The sequence below is a fragment of the Candidatus Vagococcus giribetii genome (assembly GCF_017316185.1).
Taxonomy (GTDB): domain Bacteria; phylum Bacillota; class Bacilli; order Lactobacillales; family Vagococcaceae; genus Vagococcus; species Vagococcus giribetii.
In genome coordinates, this window is the sequence record NZ_JAFLVX010000021.1 from 75,359 (window position 1) to 94,182 (window position 18,824).

Here is an 18,824-nt window from a genome sequence, read left to right on the forward strand (position 1 = left end):
AAACCTCAACACACTACTCTTACTCTCTGATAAAACCTGTATACTGACGTTTCAATAGTAACCCTTCAAGCTGTTTATTCGTTTCAAGAGCAACACTAATGACAATCAGTAAACTTGTCCCACCTAAACCAATAGATTGAGGTAGGTTCCAAACATTTTGAGCAATGATTGGTAAGATCGCCACTAAACCTAAGAAGACTGAACCAACTGTACTTAATTTCATTAAGAGACTAGATACATATTGTTCTGTTTCTTTACCAGGTCTCACACTTGGAATATAGCTCCCTTGCTTTTGCAAGTTCTCAGCCACTTTTTCAGGATTAACCTGAACAAAGGCATAGAAGAATGTAAAAGCAATAATCAGGATTGTATATACTATCCCGCCAGGAATAGTTGAATAGTTAAAGATTTTTTCTAAGAATTGGAACCAAGGTTCTCCACCTTGAGTTACTTTAAAAGCACTTAGAATAGCTTGTGGTGTTGCGATGAATGAACTAGCAAAGATAACTGGAATAACTCCAGCAGCATTTACTTTTAATGGTAAATAACTACTTTGAGGTGCACCTGCAACACGTTTTGTATATTGAATTGGAATCTTTCTTTCTGCTTGTTGTACGTAAGTTACCATAGTAACAACGAATAACACAGCAACAATTAAGATAGCGACAAATATAAATGACTTATATAAATCTGCTTTATCAATATTAACAAAATAAGCTTGGTATATTTCTCTGATGCTTCCAGGAAGTTTCGCAATGATACCTGCAAAAATAATCATTGAAACACCATTACCAATACCTTTTTCAGATATTTGCTCACCCATCCAAGTCACTAACATTGTACCTGCTGTCAGGATTAACCCGATAGTAAAGTAAGTGTAGATACTTGGAGACTTCACAAGACCTGCGTTTGTGTAGTAGTTAAAACCTGCTGTAATCGCAATGGATTGAACAAAACCTAACACTAATGTTAAGTAACGAGTCGCTTGATTCAACTTACGTCGACCAACTTCTCCTTGTTTTGACCACTCTACAAATTTTGGAACTATGTCCATTTGAAGCAATTGGATAATGATGGAAGCAGTAATATATGGCGAAACCCCCATTGCAAACAATGAGAATTTTTCCATAGCATTACCACTGACTTGATTAAACATTGCTACTAATGCTAAGTCGTTAAGATCTAATAACGCTTTAGCATTAACACCTGGAACTGTAATATGGGCACCAACTCTAAACGCGAAGAGAATGAATAGCGTAAAGAATATTTTGTTACGAATATTCTTTACCTTAAACGAATCCTTCAACAGTTTAAACATTAGATCACCTCTACTGATCCACCAGCTGCTTCAATTGCAGTTTGGGCAGATGTTGAGAATTTAGCAGCTTTAACTGATAATTTCTTAGTTAACTCACCGTTACCTAAAATTTTAATTCCAGATTTAGCGTCTTTCACAATTCCTGCTTCGATTAAAGTAGTTGGTGTAACTTCGGCACCATCTTCGAATCGGTTCAATACGTCTAAGTTGACGATTGCATAATCTTTACGATTAATGTTTGTGAATCCACGTTTTGGTAAACGCATGAATAATGGTGTTTGACCACCTTCAAATCCTAAACGTACGCCACCACCTGAACGTGATTTTTGACCTTTTTGTCCACGACCAGATGTTTTACCGTTACCTGATGATGATCCACGTCCTACACGATTGCGTACATGTCTTGATCCTTCTGCCGGATGTAATTCATGAAGTTTCATTAGCTCGGCACCTCCTTGTACTAGTTTCTAAAGAATACTTCTTATATTTCTTCTACGTCCACTAAATGTGAAACAGTATTTACCATACCTTTGATGGCAGCGTTGTTTGGTTTAACAACTGTTGCACGGATTTTGTTTAATCCTAATGCTTTTACTGTGTCACGTTGGTTTTGAGGACGTCCAATGATACTACGTTTTAAAGTAATTTTTAATTCGCTCATTTTAAATCCCCTTATCCGATTAGTTTCTCTACAGAAATGCCACGTAATTCAGCAACATCTTCTGCACGTTTTAATCTGTTTAATCCCTCAACAGTTGCGCGAACAACGTTTACAGGTGTGTTTGATCCTAAAGATTTAGATGTGATATCTGAGATACCAGCTAATTCAAGGACGGCACGAACTGGTCCACCAGCAGCAACTCCAGAACCGGCTACAGCAGGTTTCATTAAAATGCGACCGCCACAGAAAGATCCGATAACTTCATGAGGAATTGTTGAACCTACCATAGGAACTTCAATTAAGTTCTTTTTAGCATCTTCAACAGCTTTACGAATAGCTTCTGGTACTTCTTGAGCTTTACCAGTTCCAAATCCAACATGTCCGTTTCTGTCTCCTACTACTACAAGAGCAGAGAAGCGCATACGGCGTCCACCTTTAACAACTTTAGAAACGCGGTTAATTGCAACAACGCGGTCTTCTAAATCAAATTGTCTATGATCAATATTAGCCATGAATAGTTTTCCTCCCTTTCCTAAAATTCTAGTCCGTTTTCACGAGCTGCCTCAGCTAAAGCTGCGACGCGGCCATGGTAAAGGTATCCACCACGGTCAAATACTACTTCTTTAATACCTTTTTCAGTTGCTTTTTTAGCAATTGAAGCACCTACAGCGATAGCTGCTTCAGTTTTGTTTTCTCCTGCGATATCTTTATCAACAGTAGAGGCACTTGCAAGTGTCACACCCGCTACGTCATCAATTAATTGAGCGTAGATGTTTTTGTTAGAACGAAAAACGTTCAAGCGTGGGCACTCAGCAGTACCAGAGATTTTACTACGTACGCGTGCATGACGCTTTTGACGAGTTTTATTTTTATCTGGTTTTGAAATCACACTTGTCACCTCGAATTATTTTTTATTTATTATTTACCAGTTTTACCTTCTTTACGTCTTACAAATTCACCAACATAGCGAATTCCTTTACCTTTATAAGGTTCTGGTGGACGTGTTCCACGAATATTAGCTGCTAATTCTCCAACAACTTCTTTGTTAGATCCTTTAACAATAATAGATGTGTTTGAAGGAACTTCAATTTCGATACCTTCTGGAGCGTCGAATTCTACTGGATGTGAATATCCAACGTTTAATACAAGTTTTTTACCTTGTAATTGCGCACGGTATCCAACCCCGATTAATTCTAAAGCTTTTGAAAAGCCTTCACTAACACCAACAACCATGTTGTTTAAGTTAGCGCGCATAGTACCATGCATTGTTTTATTTTCTTTACTATCATCTGGACGAGTTAAAGTAACTACGCCTTCTTCAATGTTTAAAGTAATATTTGGTGAAAACTCACGAGTTAATTCACCTTTAGGTCCTTTAACAGTTACAGTTGTTCCGTTTTGTGTAATAGTTACACCTGCAGGAATAACGACTGGTTTATTTCCAATACGACTCACTCTAGGACACCTCCTCGTTATAGATATTTTTTTACCAAACGTATGCTAATACTTCTCCACCAACATTACGCTCTCTAGCTTCTTTATCAGTTAAGATACCTTCTGAAGTTGAGATAATTGCGATACCTAAACCATTTAATACTTTAGGTACTTCATTTGCTTTTACATAAGCACGTAAACCTGGTTTTGAGATACGTTTTAAGTTAGTAATAACGCGCTCGTCGTTTTTACCATATTTTAAGAAAACACGGATGATGCCTTGTTTGTCATCTTCGATGAATTCTACGTCGCGCACAAAACCTTCACGTTGTAAGATTTTTGCGACTTCAAGTTTGATAGTTGAAGCAGGTACTTCTAATGATTCGTGTCTTACGATGTTCGCATTACGAATACGAGTTAGAAAATCTGCAATTGGATCTGTCATCACCATTGATTTATTTACCTCCTTTAGCGGTTTACTTTTTTACCAGCTTGCTTTCTTCACGCCGGGAATTTGTCCTTTATAGGCAAGTTCACGGAAGCAAATACGGCAAAGTTTAAATTTACGATATACTGAATGCGGACGTCCACAACGCTCACAACGAGTGTACTCTTGTACTGCAAATTTTGCTGGACGCTTGTTTTTAGCGATCATTGATTTTTTAGCCACGTAGTTCGCCTCCTTAAATTATTTTTGGAATGGCATTCCAAGTTGAGTTAATAACTCACGACTTTCTTCGTCAGTGTTAGCAGTTGTAACAATAACAATGTCCATTCCTCGAACTTTATCTACTAAATCGTAGTCTACTTCAGGGAAGATTAATTGTTCTTTAACACCTAAAGTGTAGTTACCACGACCGTCAAATGATTTTTTGCTGATACCATGGAAGTCACGTACACGAGGTAAAGAGACAGATACTAATTTATCTAAAAATTCGTACATTCTTTCGCCACGTAATGTTACTTTACAACCGATTGGCATACCTTCACGTAAACGGAAACCAGCGATTGATTTCTTAGCTTTTGTGATAATTGGTTTTTGTCCTGAGATTAAAGCTAGTTCTTCAACTGCTTTATCTAGGTTTTTACTATTTGAAACAGCATCACCAACACCCATGTTAATAACGATTTTATCAACTTTTGGTGTTTGCATTACTGAAGTATAGTTAAATTTTTCCATTAATGAAGGTGTTACTTCATTAACATACTTTTCTTTTAAGCGGTTCATTCAGATTTGTCCTCCTTCCTCACGACTTATTTATCTAAAACTTCACCAGTTTTTTTAGAAATACGTACTTTTTTACCATCTACCTCTTTATATCCTACACGTGTTGGTTCACCGTTTGACGGATCAATCACCATTACATTAGAAACGTGAATAGATGCTTCCATTTCGATAATTCCTCCTTGAGGAGCTGCCGCGCTAGGTTTTTGGTGTTTTTTCATAACGTTAACACCTTCAACGATGACACGGTCTTTCTTAGGAAATGCTTGGAGTACGATTCCCTCTTTGCTTTTATCTTTACCTGAGATAACTTTTACTTTATCGCCTTTTTTAACGAACATCTTGTTTCGCACCTCCTTTAAACATAGAGTTATATTATAATACTTCTGGTGCTAGTGAGACAATCTTCATGAAGTTGTTATCGCGTAATTCACGAGCAACAGGTCCAAAGATACGAGTTCCACGTGGACTCTTATCATCACGAATAATCACACATGCATTTTCATCAAATTTGATATATGAACCGTCTGAACGACGAGCTCCAGATTTAGTACGAACGATAACAGCTTTTACAACTTCACCTTTTTTGACAACACCACCTGGTGTTGCTTGTTTAACCGTACAAACGACGATATCACCAATGTTAGCTGTTTTGCGGCCTGAACCACCAAGTACTTTGATAGTTAATACTTCACGAGCACCTGAGTTATCTGCAACTTTCATACGACTTTCTTGTTGGATCACTTGAGTATCCTCCTTTCAAACTTTCAGTATCTTAATAGGAAAATTCGAATTAAATAATTACTGCTTCTTCAACAACTTCTAATAAACGGAAGCGTTTCTTCGCAGATAATGGACGAGTTTCCATAATTTTAACGATGTCTCCCATTTTTGCTACGTTGTTTTCATCATGTGCGTAATATTTTTTAGAATATTTTACACGTTTACCATAAATTTTATGAGTTTTTCTAGTTTCTACGACAACAACGATAGTTTTATCCATTTTGTCTGAAACCACACGTCCAGTGTAAACTTTACGTTCATTTCTCTCTTGAGTCATCTAGTAATGGCCTCCTTCCACTATTACTTAGCAGCTTCTTCACGCAAAACTGTTTTAATGCGTGCAATCGATTTACGAACTTCAGAAATTCGCGCTGTATTTTCTAATTGACCTGTTGCTAATTGGAATCGTAAGTTGAATAATTCTTCTTTAAATTCTTTTTCTTTAGCGATCATTTCGGTAGTGGTTAACTCTCTGATATCTTTAACCTTCATTCGATTCACCACCCATTTCTTCACGTTTTACAATTTTTGTTTTAACAGGTAATTTGTGAGAAGCAAGTCTTAATGCTTCACGTGCTACATCTTCAGGTACGCCTGCAACTTCAAACATGATTTTTCCACGTTTAACTGGTGCAACCCATCCTTCAGGAGCCCCTTTACCTTTACCCATACGAACACCAATTGCTTTTGATGTATATGATTTATGAGGGAAAATTTTAATCCATACTTTCCCACCACGTTTCATGTAACGAGTCATTGCAATACGAGATGCTTCAATTTGGCGGTTAGTAATCCATGAAGATTCTACAGCTTGTAAGCCGTATTCACCAAATGCTACTTCTTTACCACCTTTAGCTTCACCACGCATTTTACCTCTAAATTCACGACGGTATTTTACACGTTTAGGTACTAACATGATTATTTCCCTCCTTTCTCAGTGTTTTTCTTTTCTGGAAGAATTTCTCCACGGCAAATCCACACTTTAACTCCTAGTTTTCCGTATGTTGTGTCTGCTTCTTCCCAAGCGTAATCGATGTCTGCTCTTAAAGTATGTAAAGGAACAGTTCCTTCAGAATAACCTTCAGAACGAGCCATGTCTGCACCATTTAAACGACCAGAAACTTGAGTTTTGATCCCTTGAGCTCCTGCTCTCATAGTACGTTGGATAGCTTGTTTTTGTGCACGACGGAATGCTACACGGTTTTCTAATTGACGTGCAATTCCTTCACCCACTAATTTAGCATCTAAATCTGGTTTTTTGATTTCAACGATGTTGATGTGAACTCTTTTACCAGTTAATTTGTTTAATTCTTTTCTTAAAGCTTCAACTTCAGATCCACCTTTACCAATAACCATACCTGGTTTAGCAGTATGAATTGAAACATTCACGCGGTTAGCCGCACGTTCGATATCAATGGTAGATACAGAAGCGTCAGCCAATCTAGTCGCAATGTACTTACGAATTTTTAAATCTTCATGTAGGTATTCTGCAAATTCTTTCTCTGCATACCATTTTGCGTTCCAGTCACGAATAACTCCGACACGCATTCCAATTGGATGTACTTTTTGACCCACTGGTTGTCCCTCCTTATCTTTCTGATACTACTACTGTAATATGACTTGTACGTTTGTTGATTGGTGATGCAGAACCTTTCGCACGTGGACGGAAACGTTTCATCGTTGGTCCTTCGTTAATAAAAGCTTCTGATACAACTAAATCTTCAACGTCTAAGTCAAAGTTGTTTTCTGCATTTGCAATTGCTGACATTAATACTTTTTCAATAACGCCTGCCGCTTTGTTTGGTGAGAATTTCAAGATAGAAATTGCTTCCCCAACACTCTTACCTCTAATTAAGTCAATCACTAATCTTGATTTACGAGGTGAAACGCGAACTGTTTTAGCAGTTGCTTTTGCTGAAGTAATTCTTTCTGACATGTTCGTTGCCTCCCTCAATTAGCGTTTAGTTTTCTTATCGTCAGCTGCATGTCCGCGATAAGTTCTTGTTGGTGCAAATTCACCTAATTTATGTCCTACCATATCCTCTTGGATGTAAACAGGTACATGTTTTCTTCCGTCATATACTGCGATAGTATATCCGATAAAGTTAGGGAAAATTGTTGAGCGTCTAGACCAAGTTTTGATCACTTTTTTCTTTGGAAGATCTTTTTGAGCTTCCACTTTTTTCATTAAGTGGTCATCGACAAAAGGTCCTTTTTTCAAGCTTCGACCCATGGTGAGCCTCCTCTCAAGATTTGAAACTCTTTAAAAAAGAGTTTTATTTTATTTATTTTTACGACGACGAACGATAAGTTTGTCTGATTTCGCTTTTTTACTACGAGTTTTGTATCCAAGAGTTGGTTTACCCCATGGAGACATTGGTGATGGACGTCCGATTGGAGCTTTACCTTCACCACCACCGTGTGGGTGATCGTTAGGGTTCATTACGCTACCACGTACTGTTGGACGTTTACCCATCCAACGGCTACGGCCGGCTTTACCAATATTGATTAATTCGTGTTGCTCGTTACCAACAGTACCAACTGTTGCACGACAAGTTCCTAAAATCATACGAACTTCTCCAGAGTTTAAACGAACTAATGTATATTTACCTTCGTTACCAAGTACTTGAGCACTTGTACCAGCAGAACGGATTAATTGTCCACCTTTACCAGGTTTTAACTCGATGTTATGAACAACTGTACCTACTGGAATGTTGTTTAATGGTAATGCATTACCAATTTTGATATCCGCATTTTCACCAGACTCAATTAAATCTCCAACTTTAATACCTTTTGGTGCTAAAATGTAAGCTTTAACTCCGTCTGTGTAATGAATCAATGCAATATTAGCAGATCTATTTGGATCATATTCAACTGTTTTAACAGTTCCGACCACATTGTCTTTGTTACGTTTGAAATCAATCAAACGATATTGGCGTTTGTGTCCACCAGCTTGATGACGTACAGTAATTTTACCTTGGTTGTTACGTCCAGCGTTTTTCTTTAATGGTTGTAATAATGTTTTTTCTGGAGTAGATGTTGTGATTTCAGCAAAATCTGAACCAGTCATATTACGACGACCATTTGTGGTAGGTTTGTACTTTTTAATCGCCACGTGATTCCCTCCTACTTTACTTAATGCTTTAATTATTCAGCATCAAAAATTTGAATTTCTTTTGAATCGCTAGTTAATTTCACGATTGCTTTACGACGTTTTTTAGTGTATCCAGCGTATTTACCCATTCTTTTGAATTTTGGTTTTACGTTCATGATATTCACTTTTTCAACTTTAACGTCAAAAATTGATTCTACAGCTTGCTTAACTAATGTTTTGTTGGCTCTTGTGTCCACTTCGAACGTGTATTTTTTTTCGTCCATAGCTGCTACAGATGCTTCTGTAATAACTGGGCGTTTGATTACATCGATTAATTCCATTATGCAAGTACCTCCTCTACGTGAGTCAGAGCTGCTTTAGTAATTAACATTTTGTCAGCTGATACTACATCAAGTACACTTACGTTATTTGATTCAACGATTGAAACGTTTGGTAAGTTACGTCCTGATAAAGCTGCAAAATCATTACCACTTTCTAAAACAACTAATACTTTTGTATCAACACTCAAGTTAGTTAAAACTTGTTTGAATTCTTTTGTTTTTGGTGCGTCAAATGATAATCCTTCAACAACAACCAGTTTGTTTTCAGCAACTTTTTCAGATAATACTGATTTAATTGCTAAGCGACGAACTTTTTTAGGTAGTTTATAGCTATAAGAACGTGGTGTTGGTCCGAAGACGATTCCACCTCCACGCCATTGTGGTGAGCGGATTGATCCTTGACGTGCACGACCAGTTCCTTTTTGACGCCATGGTTTACGTCCACCACCGCGAACAGCACTACGATTTTTAACAGCATGTGTTCCTTGTCTTAATGAAGCACGTTGCATGATAATTGCATCGTAAACAACATTTTCGTTAGGCTCAATACCAAAAATTGCTTCATTTAAAGTAATTTCGCCATTTTGAGTTCCATCTTGTTTAAATAATGCTACAGATGTCATTCTTTAGTTCCTCCTCTCCCACAATTATTTAGCAGCTTTAACTGCTGTTTTAATTTCGATTAATGATTTTTTAGCTCCAGGTACGTTACCTTTAACTAAAATTACATTTTTATCTGCATCAACTCTTACGATTTCTAAGTTTTGAATCGTTACACGATCGCCACCCATACGTCCTGCAAGTTTTTTACCTTTAAATACGCGGGCTGGATAAGATGCAGCACCCATTGACCCAGGACGACGGTGGAAACGAGAACCGTGAGTCATAGGACCACGTGATTGACCATGGCGTTTAATAACCCCTTGGAATCCTTTCCCTTTCGTTGTACCTGTAACATCAACAACGTCTCCTGCTTGGAAGACATCAACCTTGATTTCTTGTCCTACTTCATATTCTCCAAGCTCTACATTATTGAATTCTTTAATGAAGCGCTTAGGAGCAGTATTTGCTTTTGCAACATGACCTTTAGCAGGTTTGTTTGATAAAACTTCACGTTTATCGTCAAATCCAACTTGAACAGCTTCGTAGCCATCAGTTTCAACTGTTTTTACTTGTAAAACAACGTTTGGTGTTGCTTCGATAACAGTAACTGGTACTAATTCACCATTTTCAGTAAAGACTTGTGTCATACCTACTTTTTTTCCTAAGATTCCTTTAGTCATGAGTACACCTCCATGATTTTATTATAATTTGATTTCGATGTTTACACCACTTGGTAAGTCAAGCTTCATTAAAGCGTCAACTGTTTTTGGTGTTGGGCTCACGATGTCGATAAGACGTTTGTGAGTACGCATTTCGAATTGTTCGCGAGAATCTTTGTATTTATGAGTCGCGCGGATAACTGTATAAACTGAACGGTCTGTTGGTAATGGGATTGGACCCGATACTTCAGCACCTGTTCTTTTTGCTGTTTCTACAATTTTCTCTGCAGATTGATCTAATACACGGTGTTCATACGCTTTTAATCTGATACGAATTTTTTGTTTTGCCATTATGTTCCCTCCTTCGCCTATTTTGTTAGTAGACATAGCTCCACGAAAATCTCCAACACACCACCATGGCAAAGCTCCCTGGTGTGTCGCAACCTCTCGTTTCAAAGCCCAGTATTTCTTTTCGAGATACCATCATACTCATACTTTTTTATCAGCACTTTAAAGAGTATACTAAAAAAAAAGCTTTATGACAAGCTTTTTCTCAAGTTTTTTTTATTTTTTTAGTAAGCAATTCCCATATTAGTTAAAGCTGTTTCAATTTGTTGGATTTGCCCTTGTAAATCAGTCTTTTTGGCACTCTCTGATAACGCGTCAACTGCGTTTTTAGCTGCATGATAATCATCTAAGGTAAAGTCTGACTGAACTTGGCCATTTATGATGATCACATCGATATAACCTTGAGCGGCTAATTCTGCGTTCGTTAAATCTGTTGTCTCTTTTTGGCTAGACGACTGATTAGTCCCTTCTGATTGTTTGGTTTGTTTTTTCTCTGTATTTTTAGACTCATTTTTTTCTGTCTTTTTAGGTGTTCCTTTTTCAGAAGAGTAGGTTGGCGTCACAACCGTTACATCTAATTGTTTTTTCCTTTTGCTATCATACATCGTTCCAGCAACAACCGCACCTACTGCAAAAATAACTGACATCATTAACCAAAAAAATTTTCCACTTTTACTCATTAATTCTAACTCCCTATATAATATTGATTACCTAATGTTAACCTATTCTAGACATTTTAACAATATATCAATAAAAAAAGGTTGAAAACTTTCGTTTTCAACCTTACGTCCGGACACGTGTTGCTTAATATATTTAAATTTGAAATTAACCGATGATTGAAGTTACAACGCCTGAACCAACAGTACGTCCACCTTCACGAATTGAGAAACGAGTTCCTTCTTCGATAGCGATTGGGTGAATTAAATCTACTTCCATAGCTACGTTATCACCAGGCATTACCATTTCAGTACCTTCTGGTAATTGACATACACCAGTTACGTCAGTTGTACGGAAATAGAATTGTGGGCGGTAGTTAGTGAAGAATGGAGTATGACGTCCACCTTCTTCTTTAGATAAAACATAAACTTCTGCATTGAATTTTGTATGTGGAGTGATTGTTCCTGGAGCTGCTAATACTTGTCCACGTTGGATATCTTCACGAGCTACCCCACGTAATAAAGCACCGATGTTATCTCCAGCTTCAGCGTAATCTAATAATTTACGGAACATTTCAACACCTGTTACAGTTGTTTTAGCAGTTTCTTCAGCGATACCTACTAATTCAACTTCGTCTCCAACGCGTACTTGTCCACGTTCAACACGTCCAGTTGCTACAGTTCCACGTCCTGTAATAGAGAATACGTCCTCTACAGGCATCATGAATGGTTTGTCAGTTTGACGTTCTGGAGTTGGGATGTAAGCATCAACTTCAGCCATTAATTCCATGATTTTTTCTTCGTACATAGCTTCGCCTTCTAAAGCTTTAAGAGCTGAACCAGCAACAACAGGAGTGTCATCACCAGGGAAATCGTATTCTGATAATAAGTCACGAACTTCCATTTCAACTAATTCTAATAATTCTTCATCATCAACCATATCCATTTTGTTTAAGAAAACAACGATGTATGGTACACCAACGTTACGAGATAAAAGGATATGCTCGCGAGTTTGTGGCATTGGACCATCAGCAGCAGATACTACTAAGATCGCGCCGTCCATTTGAGCAGCACCAGTGATCATGTTTTTAACGTAGTCAGCATGTCCTGGACAGTCTACGTGAGCGTAGTGACGAGTTGCAGTTTCATACTCGATGTGAGACGTGTTAATTGTAATTCCACGTTCTTTTTCTTCTGGAGCGTTATCGATATCAGCGTAGTTTTGAGCTTCACCGAAACCATGTTTAGCTAATACTGTAGCGATTGCTGCTGATAATGTTGTTTTACCGTGGTCAACGTGTCCGATTGTTCCGATGTTTACATGGGATTTCGAACGGTCAAATTTTTCTTTTGCCATTTTGTATAATTCCTCCTAAAATATAAAAGTCATTTTTATAATATATTGAAGAAGGAATAAAATCAATATTTATTCCTTCGACTATTCATTTTACATGAAAACTAAGCAAATGCCTAGTGAATTCTATTCTGCAGAACCGCCATTTTTCTTGATGATTTCTTCTTGAATAGATTTTGGTACGTCTTCATAGTGGTCAAATACCATCATAAATGTACCACGTCCTTGAGTTGCAGAACGTAATGTTGTTGCGTATCCAAACATTTCAGCTAAAGGAACCATCGCATTAACGATTTGTGAGTTACCATGAGCTTCCATACCTTCAACGCGTCCACGACGACTTGTTACGTGTCCCATAATGTCCCCTAAGTATTCTTCAGGAACTGTTACAGTAACTTTCATCATTGGTTCTAAGATTGCAGGTTGTGCTTTCTTAGCTGCGGCACGTAATGCCATAGATGCTGCCACACGGAATGCTGTCTCGTTCGAGTCAACATCATGGTATGAACCATCATAAAGTTTAGCTTTAATATCTACTAAAGGATATCCAGCAAGAACACCATTGTTCATAGAGTCTGCTAATCCTTTTTCAACTGCAGGGATGTATTCACGAGGAACCACACCACCAACGATTGCGTTTTCGAATTCAAAGCCTTTTCCTTCTTCGTTAGGTGTAAATTCAACCCATACGTGACCGTATTGTCCTTTACCACCTGATTGACGTACGAACTTACCTTCAGCTTGAGTAAGTGGAGCTCTAAATGTTTCACGGTAAGAAACTTGAGGAGCACCAACGTTAGCTTCAACTCTGAATTCACGTCTCATACGGTCTACTAAAACGTCTAAGTGTAACTCACCCATACCAGAGATAACAGTTTCTCCAGTTTCAACGTTTGTTTCAACTCGGAATGAAGGATCTTCTTCAGCAAGTTTTTGTAAAGCAACACCCATTTTATCTTGGTCTGCTTTAGATTTTGGTTCAACAGCTACTTGAATAACTGGTTCTGGGAACTCAATTGATTCTAAGATTACTGGAGAATCTAAATCACATAAAGTATCTCCTGTTGTTGTATCTTTAAGTCCAACAGCAGCAGCAATATCACCTGAAAAAACTGTATTAATTTCTTCACGGCTATTTGCATGCATTTGTAGGATACGTCCGATACGCTCTTTTTTACCTTTAGAAGCGTTCAATACGTATGAACCACTTTCTAATGTACCAGAGTAAACACGGAAGAATGTTAGACGACCTACGAATGGGTCTGTCATAACTTTAAATGCTAATGATGAGAATGGAGCAGAATCGTCTGAAGGACGAACTGTTTCTTCATCAGTTTTAGTATCAATACCTTTAATTGCTTCAACGTCTGTTGGAGCTGGTAAGTAATCTAAAACGGCGTCAAGCATTAACTGAACACCTTTGTTTTTAAATGCTGATCCAGCCATTACTGGGAAGAATTCAACATTGATTGTAGCGCGACGAATACCTGCTTTTAATTCTTCGATAGAGATTTCTTCTCCGTCTAAGTATTTCATCATTAAGTCTTCATCAGTTTCAGCTACTGCTTCAACTAATTTTTCACGCCATTCAATAGCTTGTTCCATATACTCTTCAGGGATTTCTTCCTCGCGGATATCTGTTCCTAAATCGTTAGTATAGATTTCGGCTTTCATTGTAATTAAGTCAATGATTCCAGTAAAGCTATCTTCTGAACCAATTGGTAATTGGATTGGATGAGCATTAGCTTGTAAGCGGTCATGCAATGTTTTTACTGAGTATAAGAAGTCAGCACCAATTTTATCCATTTTGTTACAGAAAACAACACGTGGAACTTTATAATCAGTTGCTTGTCTCCAAACTGTTTCAGTTTGAGGTTCAACTCCTGATTGAGAGTCAAGTACTGTTACCGCACCATCTAATACACGTAGAGAACGTTGTACTTCAATTGTGAAGTCCACGTGTCCTGGAGTATCAATGATGTTTACTCGGTAACCTTTCCACTGTGCAGTTGTAGCTGCAGAAGTGATTGTGATACCACGTTCTTGCTCTTGTTCCATCCAGTCCATTTGTGAAGCTCCTTCGTGAGTTTCACCAAGTTTATGGATTTTACCAGTGTAATACAAGATACGTTCAGTTGTTGTAGTTTTACCTGCATCAACGTGAGCCATGATACCGATATTACGAGTGTTTTCTAATGAAAATTCTCTTGCCATCTTAATATATTGCTCCTCTCTTATTGTAATTCTTTGTATATAAACATAAGTAGTAATTAAACAAGTTAATTACTACAAAGAGGATCTTACCAACGGTAGTGAGCGAATGCTCTGTTGGCTTCAGCCATTTTATGTACGTCTTCACGTTTTTTAACAGAAGCGCCAGAATTGTTAGCTGCATCCATAATTTCTTTAGCTAGACGTTGATCCATAGTATGCTCTCCACGTAAACGTGAGTAGTTTACTAACCAACGTAAGCCTAATGTTGAACGACGTTCTGGACGAACTTCAACTGGTACTTGATAGTTAGAACCACCAACACGGCGAGCTTTAACTTCAAGAACAGGCATAATGTTTTCCATTGCTTGTTCGAAAACTTCTAATGGATCATTCCCTGTAGATTCTTTAATAATATCAAATGCATCATAAATGATACTTGAAGCAACACCACGCTTACCATCAATCATTACGCGGTTGATTAAACGAGTAACTAATTTAGAATTATAAATCGGATCTGGTAAAACTTCACGTTTTGTAACAGGACCTTTTCGAGGCATGTGTAACTCCTCCTTCCAAGAATTTTTAATTTTTTAATGTAGAATTATTTTTTAGGTTTTTTAGTTCCGTATTTAGAACGGCTTTGTTTACGATCTGTAACACCAGCAGTATCTAACGCACCACGAACGATGTGATAACGTACCCCAGGTAAGTCTTTCACACGTCCACCACGGATTAAAACAACACTATGCTCTTGCAAGTTATGTCCAATACCAGGAATGTAAGCTGTCACTTCGATTAAGTTTGACAAACGTACACGGGCATATTTACGTAACGCAGAGTTAGGTTTTTTAGGTGTCATTGTACCCACACGAGTACAAACCCCACGTTTTTGTGGAGAATTTACATCTGTTTGAGATTTTTTGAAACTATTATAACCCTTACCTAAAGCGGGAGAGCCTGATTTAGTTGTTTTCGATTGACGTGATTTACGTACTAATTGATTAATTGTAGGCATGATAGTTCCTCCTTCCTTATAGCTTTTATTAGACCCACACATCCAGGTGGTTCTTTTTTAATGTTAAAAAATTAATGCAAGAGTTCCTGCATTGAATGCGTACTTACTTACAGTCAGCACGTCTCCATGAGACTTGTCCCAAGCACCTTTGTAACTATAGCACAGAAAAACAAAATTAGTCAACACTTTTCAAAAAAATTCTTTATGACTTTCTTTTTTTAACAATAAACCTTACAATTATAAGTGAAATAAATACTTTTTTGGAGGCTTAACATGAACTTAAAACAAATGGTTGGGATTGAATCTGCAAAATATGTTAAAGATGGTATGATTGTTGGACTAGGTACTGGCTCGACTGCTTACTACATGGTAGAAGAAATTGGGCGTCGCATGAAAGAAGAAGGTTTACATATAACTGGTGTCACTACGTCTAAGGCAACAGAAGAACAAGCGTTAGGCTTAGGTATCCCTCTTAAGAGTATTGATGAAGTGTCTCATGTTGATCTGACAATAGACGGAGCTGACGAAATTTCAGCTGACTTTCAAGGAACTAAAGGTGGCGGAGCTGCTTTATTATTCGAAAAAATAGTAGCTAGTTACTCAAAAGAAGTTATTTGGATTGTAGACGAGTCGAAAATGGTGAATCTACTTGGAAAATTTCCTCTTCCTGTTGAAGTCATCCCTTATGGAAGTGAGCAGTTACTAAAAAAATTTAACAATAAACAATACAACGGGAAAATTCGTCTACAAGAAGATGGAACTCCCCTATTAACAGATAGCAATAACTATATTATTGATCTTCATTTAGAAGCAATCGAAAATCCTCAAGAACTTGCAACTTGGTTAGATCATCAAGTTGGTGTAGTTGAACATGGCCTATTCTTAAATATCGTTAACCGTGTCATTATCGGAACAAGTAGCGAAGGTGTTAAAACAATTGAGGTAACACGTTAGTTAATTGAAAGGGTGAATCAAATGAGAAAATTAGTATTTGTACGTCATGGATTAAGCGAATGGAATGCTCTTAACCTATTTACTGGTTGGGAAGATGTTGATTTAAGCGAAACTGGTATCAAAGAAGCCAAAGAAGCTGGCCAAAAGATTAAAGAAGCTGGCCTTCATTTTGATGTTGCTTATACATCTTATCTAAAACGTGCCATTAAAACCTGTCACTTTGTTTTAGAAGAGTCTGATCAATTATGGGTCCAAGAAGTGAAATCTTGGCGATTAAATGAGCGTCATTACGGAGCCTTACAAGGACTAAATAAACAAGAAACAGCTGATAAATATGGCGCAGATCAAGTACAGCTATGGCGCCGTTCTTATGATACACTGCCACCACTAGTTGAAGTAGATGATCCTAAGTCTGCTACTAAAGATCCTAAATACGCTTTATTAGATAAACGTAGTATTCCTGGTGGGGAGAACTTAAAAGTAACCCTTGAGCGTGTCCTACCATTCTGGGAAGATCACATTGCCCCTTCTCTTTTAAAAGATGAAACAGTATTAGTAGCCGCACACGGAAACTCACTACGAGCATTAGCAAAACACATTGAGTCTATTTCTGATGCAGATATTATGGGCTTGGAAATTCCTACAGGTCAACCCCTTGTTTACGAATTAAACGACGATTTATCTCTACATAAAAAATATTACCTATAAAACAAAAAGAGTGCCCTTTAAAAGGACACTCTTTTTTTACTAACTATCAAACCAATCAGACAACCAAGGGAGGCAAAGACTATCCATGTCATCCCAATTTCAAATAAAGGAAAATAGCGTTGAGCAAATTCAATCAAAGGTGTTATCAAAGAACTAGTTTTGATTGAAGCTGGTAGAGCATTTAATCCATCAAAAAAAGCTGGAATCATTGTTAAGTAAATACCCCATTGATACATTTCTTTCCTATCTCCAATCACCTGGTCAAAAACCCCCATAATAATTAGAGTCATGGCTAAAGGATAGATAAACATTAAAATAGGTAAAGATAACTCAATAATTTGATTGAGACCCACATTAGCAATCAATGTAGCTAAAAGAATACATACAAGGGTGTAAAAACCATAAGATTTACTTGGGTACAAATCACTGAACGTTCTCCCAAAAGAAGTACTTAACCCAATTGCCGTCTTTAAACAAGCGATAATCACAATAATGGCTAATAAAAAGCTACCAAAATTACCCAAATAATGCTGAGCAACTTGAGCTAAAGTAATACCGCCATTTTGATTTAAAGAAAAAGTCCCTAAACTAGTCGCGCCTAAGCAAGCCAATAACGTATAAATAATCCCCATTAGCACAATCCCCATAACACCAGACTTCATAGTCTCTTTTGCTATCGTTTTAGGGTTTGTTAATCCAAATCTTTGAATATTTTCAATAATTAGCATCCCAAATGCCAAAGCAGCAAGAGCATCTAACGTACTATAACCTTCTTGAAACCCTTTAAAAAAAGGACTGACCGCATATCCTGATTGAACAGTGCCTTCACTAATACCTCCCAAAGGAAAAAGTAAAGACATAGTCAAAATCACAAATAATAACAATAAAAATAAAGGCGTTAAGAATTTACCGATATAATCCAAAATTTTGCTAGGCTTTCTTGAAAAGAGCCAAACCAATACAAAAAAGAGAGCACTAAATAATAATAAGCCTATTCCATAAGCATCTTTAGGCAAAAAAGGAGCTATTCCTATCTCAAAAGACGTACTAGCCAGTCGAGGCATGGCAAAAATAGGTCCTATAATCAAATAAAGAATAGTTGTAAAGTACAAAGCGTATTTTTTCCCCACTCGAGAAGCTAAAGAGAACAAATCACCACTCTTAGACAAGCCAAATGCTAACAAACCTAAAAAAGGTAACCCAATTCCTGTTATTAAAAAACCTATAATTGCTTTTCCTACACTACTGCCAGCTTCTTGACCAATCTGAATTGGAAAAATTAAATTTCCTGCACCAAAAAACAAACCGAAAATCAAAGAACCCACAAATAGCCTTTCTTTATTAGAAAGTTTCTTCCCCATAACATCAACCCCATTTCATTTTTATACATTTATATACAAAAATAAGCTTAGAATGTAATATTCTAAGCTTATTTATTAATGACCCGTACGGGACTC

General features: G+C 37.3%; 30 protein-coding genes. 2 read left to right on the forward strand and 28 right to left on the reverse strand.

Annotated features, from left to right (window positions below; all coding sequences use genetic code 11):
- Positions 1-19: 19 nt before the first annotated feature.
- The 27 genes from secY to rpsL form a co-directional block, all read right to left on the reverse strand.
- A complete protein-coding gene (gene secY / locus DOK76_RS08995; RefSeq protein ID WP_206966975.1) occupies positions 20-1,318 on the reverse strand; it encodes a preprotein translocase subunit SecY in 1,299 nt (432 codons plus the stop codon).
- A complete protein-coding gene (gene rplO, locus DOK76_RS09000) occupies positions 1,318-1,758 on the reverse strand; it encodes a 50S ribosomal protein L15 (protein WP_206966977.1) in 441 nt (146 codons plus the stop codon). The genes secY and rplO overlap by 1 nt, the downstream gene beginning before the upstream one ends.
- Before the next feature lie 41 nt (positions 1,759-1,799).
- Positions 1,800-1,979, reverse strand: a complete 180-nt coding sequence (rpmD, locus tag DOK76_RS09005) for a 50S ribosomal protein L30 (protein WP_206966979.1) — start codon at positions 1,977-1,979, stop codon at positions 1,800-1,802.
- Between the two features lie 11 nt (positions 1,980-1,990).
- Complete coding sequence (gene rpsE / locus DOK76_RS09010; protein WP_206966981.1) at positions 1,991-2,491, reverse strand: 30S ribosomal protein S5; 501 nt, start codon at positions 2,489-2,491, stop codon at positions 1,991-1,993.
- A gap of 20 nt (positions 2,492-2,511) precedes the next feature.
- Positions 2,512-2,868, reverse strand: a complete 357-nt coding sequence (gene rplR, locus DOK76_RS09015) for a 50S ribosomal protein L18 (RefSeq protein ID WP_206966983.1) — start codon at positions 2,866-2,868, stop codon at positions 2,512-2,514.
- Positions 2,869-2,897: 29 nt separating this feature from the next.
- Complete coding sequence (gene rplF, locus DOK76_RS09020) at positions 2,898-3,434, reverse strand: 50S ribosomal protein L6 (RefSeq protein ID WP_206966985.1); 537 nt, start codon at positions 3,432-3,434, stop codon at positions 2,898-2,900.
- Between the two features lie 31 nt (positions 3,435-3,465).
- A complete protein-coding gene (rpsH, locus tag DOK76_RS09025) occupies positions 3,466-3,864 on the reverse strand; it encodes a 30S ribosomal protein S8 (RefSeq protein WP_206966988.1) in 399 nt (132 codons plus the stop codon).
- Positions 3,865-3,897: 33 nt separating this feature from the next.
- Positions 3,898-4,083 carry a type Z 30S ribosomal protein S14 gene (locus DOK76_RS09030; RefSeq protein ID WP_077275924.1) on the reverse strand — a complete coding sequence of 62 codons (186 nt, stop codon included), beginning with the start codon at positions 4,081-4,083 and terminating at the stop codon, positions 3,898-3,900.
- Between the two features lie 18 nt (positions 4,084-4,101).
- Positions 4,102-4,641 carry a 50S ribosomal protein L5 gene (rplE, locus tag DOK76_RS09035; RefSeq protein ID WP_206966990.1) on the reverse strand — a complete coding sequence of 180 codons (540 nt, stop codon included), beginning with the start codon at positions 4,639-4,641 and terminating at the stop codon, positions 4,102-4,104.
- Between the two features lie 26 nt (positions 4,642-4,667).
- Positions 4,668-4,979: a 50S ribosomal protein L24 gene (rplX, locus tag DOK76_RS09040; protein ID WP_206966992.1), complete on the reverse strand. Its 312-nt coding sequence runs from the start codon at positions 4,977-4,979 to the stop codon at positions 4,668-4,670.
- Positions 4,980-5,013: 34 nt separating this feature from the next.
- A complete protein-coding gene (gene rplN / locus DOK76_RS09045; protein WP_206966994.1) occupies positions 5,014-5,382 on the reverse strand; it encodes a 50S ribosomal protein L14 in 369 nt (122 codons plus the stop codon).
- Positions 5,383-5,431: 49 nt separating this feature from the next.
- A complete protein-coding gene (rpsQ, locus tag DOK76_RS09050) occupies positions 5,432-5,698 on the reverse strand; it encodes a 30S ribosomal protein S17 (protein ID WP_206966996.1) in 267 nt (88 codons plus the stop codon).
- Positions 5,699-5,721: 23 nt separating this feature from the next.
- Entirely contained in the window at positions 5,722-5,913 is a 192-nt protein-coding gene (gene rpmC / locus DOK76_RS09055; protein WP_086340792.1) for a 50S ribosomal protein L29, read from the reverse strand.
- Positions 5,903-6,337: a 50S ribosomal protein L16 gene (rplP, locus tag DOK76_RS09060; RefSeq protein ID WP_086340791.1), complete on the reverse strand. Its 435-nt coding sequence runs from the start codon at positions 6,335-6,337 to the stop codon at positions 5,903-5,905. Before rplP ends, rpmC begins: the two co-directional genes overlap by 11 nt.
- 2 nt (positions 6,338-6,339) lie before the next feature.
- Positions 6,340-6,996, reverse strand: a complete 657-nt coding sequence (gene rpsC, locus DOK76_RS09065; RefSeq protein WP_206966998.1) for a 30S ribosomal protein S3 — start codon at positions 6,994-6,996, stop codon at positions 6,340-6,342.
- A 13-nt stretch (positions 6,997-7,009) separates the two neighbouring features.
- Positions 7,010-7,357, reverse strand: a complete 348-nt coding sequence (rplV, locus tag DOK76_RS09070) for a 50S ribosomal protein L22 (RefSeq protein ID WP_086340789.1) — start codon at positions 7,355-7,357, stop codon at positions 7,010-7,012.
- An 18-nt stretch (positions 7,358-7,375) separates the two neighbouring features.
- Positions 7,376-7,654 (reverse strand): 30S ribosomal protein S19, encoded by a 279-nt coding sequence (gene rpsS, locus DOK76_RS09075; protein ID WP_086340788.1) that lies wholly within the window; start codon positions 7,652-7,654, stop codon positions 7,376-7,378.
- A gap of 48 nt (positions 7,655-7,702) precedes the next feature.
- Positions 7,703-8,536 carry a 50S ribosomal protein L2 gene (rplB, locus tag DOK76_RS09080; RefSeq protein WP_206967000.1) on the reverse strand — a complete coding sequence of 278 codons (834 nt, stop codon included), beginning with the start codon at positions 8,534-8,536 and terminating at the stop codon, positions 7,703-7,705.
- A 32-nt stretch (positions 8,537-8,568) separates the two neighbouring features.
- Complete coding sequence (gene rplW / locus DOK76_RS09085; RefSeq protein WP_206967002.1) at positions 8,569-8,856, reverse strand: 50S ribosomal protein L23; 288 nt, start codon at positions 8,854-8,856, stop codon at positions 8,569-8,571.
- Positions 8,856-9,479, reverse strand: a complete 624-nt coding sequence (rplD, locus tag DOK76_RS09090; RefSeq protein WP_206967004.1) for a 50S ribosomal protein L4 — start codon at positions 9,477-9,479, stop codon at positions 8,856-8,858. The genes rplW and rplD overlap by 1 nt, the downstream gene beginning before the upstream one ends.
- A gap of 24 nt (positions 9,480-9,503) precedes the next feature.
- Entirely contained in the window at positions 9,504-10,139 is a 636-nt protein-coding gene (rplC, locus tag DOK76_RS09095) for a 50S ribosomal protein L3 (RefSeq protein WP_206967006.1), read from the reverse strand.
- Between the two features lie 21 nt (positions 10,140-10,160).
- Positions 10,161-10,469: a 30S ribosomal protein S10 gene (gene rpsJ / locus DOK76_RS09100; RefSeq protein WP_071457767.1), complete on the reverse strand. Its 309-nt coding sequence runs from the start codon at positions 10,467-10,469 to the stop codon at positions 10,161-10,163.
- Positions 10,470-10,690: 221 nt separating this feature from the next.
- Positions 10,691-11,146 carry a hypothetical protein gene (locus DOK76_RS09105; RefSeq protein ID WP_206967008.1) on the reverse strand — a complete coding sequence of 152 codons (456 nt, stop codon included), beginning with the start codon at positions 11,144-11,146 and terminating at the stop codon, positions 10,691-10,693.
- Positions 11,147-11,291: 145 nt separating this feature from the next.
- Positions 11,292-12,479: an elongation factor Tu gene (gene tuf, locus DOK76_RS09110; protein ID WP_206967009.1), complete on the reverse strand. Its 1,188-nt coding sequence runs from the start codon at positions 12,477-12,479 to the stop codon at positions 11,292-11,294.
- 123 nt (positions 12,480-12,602) lie between these two features.
- The gene (gene fusA, locus DOK76_RS09115) at positions 12,603-14,690 is read right to left on the reverse strand and encodes an elongation factor G (protein ID WP_206967011.1); all 2,088 of its coding nucleotides are present in this window, start codon (positions 14,688-14,690) and stop codon (positions 12,603-12,605) included.
- Between the two features lie 86 nt (positions 14,691-14,776).
- Positions 14,777-15,247, reverse strand: coding sequence for a 30S ribosomal protein S7 (gene rpsG / locus DOK76_RS09120; RefSeq protein ID WP_206967013.1), 471 nt, complete (start codon positions 15,245-15,247; stop codon positions 14,777-14,779).
- A gap of 44 nt (positions 15,248-15,291) precedes the next feature.
- Positions 15,292-15,705, reverse strand: coding sequence for a 30S ribosomal protein S12 (rpsL, locus tag DOK76_RS09125; RefSeq protein ID WP_206967015.1), 414 nt, complete (start codon positions 15,703-15,705; stop codon positions 15,292-15,294).
- Between the two features lie 273 nt (positions 15,706-15,978).
- Here rpsL and rpiA point away from each other — a divergent pair, with 273 nt between their 5' ends.
- Complete coding sequence (rpiA, locus tag DOK76_RS09130; protein ID WP_206967017.1) at positions 15,979-16,659, forward strand: ribose-5-phosphate isomerase RpiA; 681 nt, start codon at positions 15,979-15,981, stop codon at positions 16,657-16,659.
- Between the two features lie 21 nt (positions 16,660-16,680).
- Complete coding sequence (gene gpmA, locus DOK76_RS09135) at positions 16,681-17,367, forward strand: 2,3-diphosphoglycerate-dependent phosphoglycerate mutase (protein ID WP_206967019.1); 687 nt, start codon at positions 16,681-16,683, stop codon at positions 17,365-17,367.
- Between the two features lie 17 nt (positions 17,368-17,384).
- On the opposite strand, the gene brnQ is transcribed toward gpmA, so the two are convergent.
- The gene (gene brnQ / locus DOK76_RS09140; protein ID WP_206967021.1) at positions 17,385-18,728 is read right to left on the reverse strand and encodes a branched-chain amino acid transport system II carrier protein; all 1,344 of its coding nucleotides are present in this window, start codon (positions 18,726-18,728) and stop codon (positions 17,385-17,387) included.
- Between the last annotated feature and the right edge of the window lie 96 nt (positions 18,729-18,824).

Bases quoted from the DNA above. Each gene is read 5' to 3' on its own strand.
- rpsJ (WP_071457767.1), bottom strand. From the start codon at position 10,469: ATGGCAAAACAAAAAATTCGTATCAGATTAAAAGCGTATGAACACCGT.
- rplP (WP_086340791.1), bottom strand. From the start codon at position 6,337: ATGTTAGTACCTAAACGTGTAAAATACCGTCGTGAATTTAGAGGTAAA.
- rplW (WP_206967002.1), bottom strand. From the start codon at position 8,856: ATGGAATTAATCGATGTAATCAAACGCCCAGTTATTACAGAAGCATCT.
- rplX (WP_206966992.1), bottom strand. From the start codon at position 4,979: ATGTTCGTTAAAAAAGGCGATAAAGTAAAAGTTATCTCAGGTAAAGAT.
- brnQ (WP_206967021.1), bottom strand. From the start codon at position 18,728: ATGGGGAAGAAACTTTCTAATAAAGAAAGGCTATTTGTGGGTTCTTTG.
- rplE (WP_206966990.1), bottom strand. From the start codon at position 4,641: ATGAACCGCTTAAAAGAAAAGTATGTTAATGAAGTAACACCTTCATTA.
- rpsG (WP_206967013.1), bottom strand. From the start codon at position 15,247: ATGCCTCGAAAAGGTCCTGTTACAAAACGTGAAGTTTTACCAGATCCG.
- rpsS (WP_086340788.1), bottom strand. From the start codon at position 7,654: ATGGGTCGAAGCTTGAAAAAAGGACCTTTTGTCGATGACCACTTAATG.
- secY (WP_206966975.1), bottom strand. From the start codon at position 1,318: ATGTTTAAACTGTTGAAGGATTCGTTTAAGGTAAAGAATATTCGTAAC.
- rpmC (WP_086340792.1), bottom strand. From the start codon at position 5,913: ATGAAGGTTAAAGATATCAGAGAGTTAACCACTACCGAAATGATCGCT.
- rpsE (WP_206966981.1), bottom strand. From the start codon at position 2,491: ATGGCTAATATTGATCATAGACAATTTGATTTAGAAGACCGCGTTGTT.
- rplC (WP_206967006.1), bottom strand. From the start codon at position 10,139: ATGACTAAAGGAATCTTAGGAAAAAAAGTAGGTATGACACAAGTCTTT.
- rplV (WP_086340789.1), bottom strand. From the start codon at position 7,357: ATGTCAGAAAGAATTACTTCAGCAAAAGCAACTGCTAAAACAGTTCGC.
- rpsQ (WP_206966996.1), bottom strand. From the start codon at position 5,698: ATGACTCAAGAGAGAAATGAACGTAAAGTTTACACTGGACGTGTGGTT.
- rpmD (WP_206966979.1), bottom strand. From the start codon at position 1,979: ATGAGCGAATTAAAAATTACTTTAAAACGTAGTATCATTGGACGTCCT.
- rplO (WP_206966977.1), bottom strand. From the start codon at position 1,758: ATGAAACTTCATGAATTACATCCGGCAGAAGGATCAAGACATGTACGC.
- rplD (WP_206967004.1), bottom strand. From the start codon at position 9,479: ATGACATCTGTAGCATTATTTAAACAAGATGGAACTCAAAATGGCGAA.
- rpsH (WP_206966988.1), bottom strand. From the start codon at position 3,864: ATGGTGATGACAGATCCAATTGCAGATTTTCTAACTCGTATTCGTAAT.
- DOK76_RS09105 (WP_206967008.1), bottom strand. From the start codon at position 11,146: ATGAGTAAAAGTGGAAAATTTTTTTGGTTAATGATGTCAGTTATTTTT.
- fusA (WP_206967011.1), bottom strand. From the start codon at position 14,690: ATGGCAAGAGAATTTTCATTAGAAAACACTCGTAATATCGGTATCATG.
- gpmA (WP_206967019.1), top strand. From the start codon at position 16,681: ATGAGAAAATTAGTATTTGTACGTCATGGATTAAGCGAATGGAATGCT.
- rpsL (WP_206967015.1), bottom strand. From the start codon at position 15,705: ATGCCTACAATTAATCAATTAGTACGTAAATCACGTCAATCGAAAACA.
- tuf (WP_206967009.1), bottom strand. From the start codon at position 12,479: ATGGCAAAAGAAAAATTTGACCGTTCGAAATCCCATGTAAACATCGGA.
- rpiA (WP_206967017.1), top strand. From the start codon at position 15,979: ATGAACTTAAAACAAATGGTTGGGATTGAATCTGCAAAATATGTTAAA.